The sequence below is a fragment of the Bacteroidota bacterium genome (genome assembly GCA_030706565.1).
Taxonomy (GTDB): Bacteria; Bacteroidota; Bacteroidia; order Bacteroidales; family JAUZOH01; genus JAUZOH01.
This window is the reverse complement of record JAUZOH010000477.1, coordinates 1-2,688: the sequence shown is the minus strand read 5'-3', so window position 1 is coordinate 2,688 and position 2,688 is coordinate 1. Positions and strand designations below refer to the sequence as shown.

Here is a 2,688-nt window from a genome sequence, read left to right as displayed (position 1 = left end):
TTATTTACCCTAAAAACCTCAGCCTGTGAATCGAAACGGCTTAATAATTTTTCGAGAGCCAAAGCTTCCTTTTCAATTTTTAAGGCCAATTCTCCGCCAGCAACATCATTCATCTCAGGAAGTACGAGATCGATGCAGGAATTCATGCAGGGAATAGTTTTATGGAAAATTTCCATCTGACAAAAACATTGAGAAAAAAACCGGCAAAGCAAAATGGTTAATTTTCAAGAGGGATTCTAAACCATCATATTGCTTACAAAGCAATATAAACTGCTTTATGCAAATGATTTTCATTCAGTCGTCAATTGACGGCCATAAACCGATACTGCATAAAGCAATTTATATTGAACAGTTTATGGAATTAGTTTAATTCTTTGATTTTAATGTCACGGTAAAAAACTTGATCGCCATGATCCTGTAACAGAAGATTTGCGCTCTTGGCTTCGCCAAAATTCGGCCAGTCCCTATACTTGCTATATGCAACCAATGCACGCCACATCTGAGTGCCTCTTTCATATTCAACCACCTTGCAGCCATTGAGAAAATGCTGAACCTTACTGCCATTCACAACAATCATAGCCCTGTTCCAGTTATCAATTCCATTAAAGAGCTTAACACTGGGTAAATCAGGATTATAAATTTTTTGGTTGGCAGGAATCAAATCATAAAGTGAGCCCACTGTCCGGTCGCCTTTTACACCCAATTTTGCATCAGGATGGTTCTCATCATCCAGTACCTGGAATTCGCAACCGATTGCGGAACCTTCACCTTTATTAAGATCGGTATTTACAAAATATTTGACACCCCCATTGGCACCTTTAGTAACTTTAAAATCTACAATAAGGACGAAATTTGTAAATTTTCCGTTAGTAACGATATCACCGCCATTGGCAGATTCCTTTCCACCGGATTTATCGACCATCAGTGCATCTTCCTTAATTTCCCATCCTTTTGAAGGGAAGTGGTCGAGTCTGGCCCCGCGCCAGCCATCAGTGGTTTTTCCGTCAAAAAGTAATTTCCAGCCATCGGCTTTTTCTTCAGGAGTCAATTCATTTCTGAGAAAACTTACCTGGGGCGCATCTGTTTTTACCTCAGCAAAGTCATTTTCGTTTATTTCCCTAATTGAAATATTTTTAAAATGAACTTCTTTTCCGGCCATAGTCTGATTATTGCCAATAGCATGAACCTGTAAACCAATAAATCCGGTTTCCACATCTTCTTCCACCAAATTAGCAGCAGGGACACCATTGATCCAGGTCATGATATGATTTTGGTAGGCTACTACTTTAAAGGAATTCCAGCCACCTTTTACATAAGCAGATTTTGCTTTGGGATTATATTCCAGGGGATAACGCCAGCCTTTCCTTCCCTCGTCGTAAATACCTCCTGACCATGCACGTTTGCTATCGTCGGCCTCAACTTGTGTTCCGTGTACTCTTCCGTTTTGATAACTTGGAATGCTGTTGCTCCTAATCTGAACTCCGGAATTTAATCCTTCATCCATCTTCATCTCATATTCCAGGATAAAATTGGTGAATTTCTTTTCTGTAACCAAAAATGTATTAGGTGATCCAATCTTGGTCGTGCCGATAATCTCCCCATCCTGGGCTTTAAATTCGGCTGTTCCGTTCATGACTTTCCATCCCTTTAAATTTTTCCCATTAAACAAATTTGTAGGTTTATTAGTTGTAAATGAAAATAATAAAGGTAGGATCGCTAATAATATTAATACTCGTTTTACCATAATGATATAATTATTAAGTTTGGGATCAAAATTAGATTTATTAAAATTTGTTGAAAGTTGTATTTGTTTCACAAAAGGGTTGAATTGTCTCAATTTTGTTTTTATATTTAAATATTAAAAAAATATCAGAATTTGATATTTTTACAACTTATCTATTTTGTAATCATTTTGAACAATATATTACTTAAAATGCCTATTGCACTAGTTATACAAAATATAACCGTTAACGGGCACGAGGTCCATCCTATTAATTTTAACCCTTTTCCATTAAATCAGCCGGATATTATTGGGATTGGAATATTAAACAGCATTAATTTGACAGCGATAGCCTTATTAATCGTTCTTATTTTTGTCTCAGGAGCCGTTTACCGGATACATGTAAAACAGCTTAAAAAGGCCAATACAGCTTTGCAAGGAAAAGTAGAGGAACAGGCCCTGACTTTGACGCAGCAAAACAATACCCTTCAGGAACTTTCTGAAAAAATTCAGGAAACAGATCCCTCTGATCAATCGAAACTCATGTTTTTCACCGATATTTGGGATGAGTTCAGAACCCCCTTGACGATAATATTAGGACATACCCAAAATTTAACTAAAGATTCAAAACTTTCCCTCAACCTTATAAAGAAAAATGTCTCCTTGTTGATGCAATTAATTAACCATGTTAGCGATTTACAAAAATCGGATCAAAAGTCCTTAAAGTTATCTGTGTCGGTTATAGAATTAATTGGTTTTATTCAATCGGTTATTAATTCATTTAAAGGTATGGCCGAGCAAAAAAATATTCAACTGATTTTAGAGGTTACTTCATCAGAAAATTATGTTTGGCTAGATGCCGAAAAATTGAAACTTATTTTTTATTACCTGTTTTCCAGGGCAATAAAATCTTCAAATCGGGGTACAAGTATTCTGGTCTCCCTAAAACAAAAGGAATCTGCCGTACA

2 protein-coding genes are annotated in these 2,688 nt (G+C 36.4%); one reads left to right on the top strand and one right to left on the bottom strand.

The window, feature by feature from the left end; genetic code table 11:
* Positions 1 to 361: 361 nt before the first annotated feature.
* Positions 362 to 1,744 carry a DUF1080 domain-containing protein gene (locus Q8907_15735; GenBank protein ID MDP4275721.1) on the bottom strand — a complete coding sequence of 461 codons (1,383 nt, stop codon included), beginning with the start codon at positions 1,742 to 1,744 and terminating at the stop codon, positions 362 to 364.
* A gap of 189 nt (positions 1,745 to 1,933) precedes the next feature.
* On the opposite strand from Q8907_15735, the gene Q8907_15730 reads away from it, so the two are divergent.
* Positions 1,934 to 2,688, top strand: a 755-nt coding sequence (locus Q8907_15730) for a HAMP domain-containing sensor histidine kinase (GenBank protein MDP4275720.1), incomplete at its 3' end; no start/stop codon positions are given.